Annotated in this window: 1 pseudogene; it reads left to right on the forward strand. The window is 58.5% G+C overall.

The window, feature by feature from the left end:
• Window positions 1-170, forward strand: a pseudogene (locus HXS66_RS17535) (glucose-1-phosphate thymidylyltransferase); the annotation flags it as partial.
• Between the last annotated feature and the right edge of the window lie 288 nt (window positions 171-458).

Raw genomic sequence — 458 nt, forward strand, 5'->3', positions numbered from 1 at the left:
CCATCGAGCATCGTCAGGGCCTTAAGGTGGCATGTCTCGAGGAAATCGCCTGGACCAACGGCTGGATCAGCGACGAGCAGCTCGAAGAGCAGGGCACCGCACTCAAGAAGACCGGTTACGGCCAGTACCTGCTGAAGCGCCTGGATGACAAGCGCCGTGGCAACTACTGAGCTCGACACCTGAGTTCGACATCTGAGAGCGGGCGCCGTGGCCGGGTACGCATGCAGTGAAGTCAATGCTGATGTACCCGCTTTCCCGCAGTCGTCGCCAACAAGGCGAGGGCTGCGGGAATTTTCATGACGCCCCTCACGCCTGCGCACTATCGAGACTGAGCCTTGTCGTGCCATAGGCCGGCAGGGCATCGAGTCCTGTGATTGTTGAAGTGATATCTGTCCCCTACAAGGAGCGAATACCGCATGAATTTTGAAAAACTCGCCATCCCGGATGTCGTGCTGCTG

This window comes from Cobetia sp. 5-11-6-3, from assembly GCF_013374055.1.
Lineage (GTDB): Bacteria > Pseudomonadota > Gammaproteobacteria > Pseudomonadales > Halomonadaceae > Cobetia > Cobetia marina.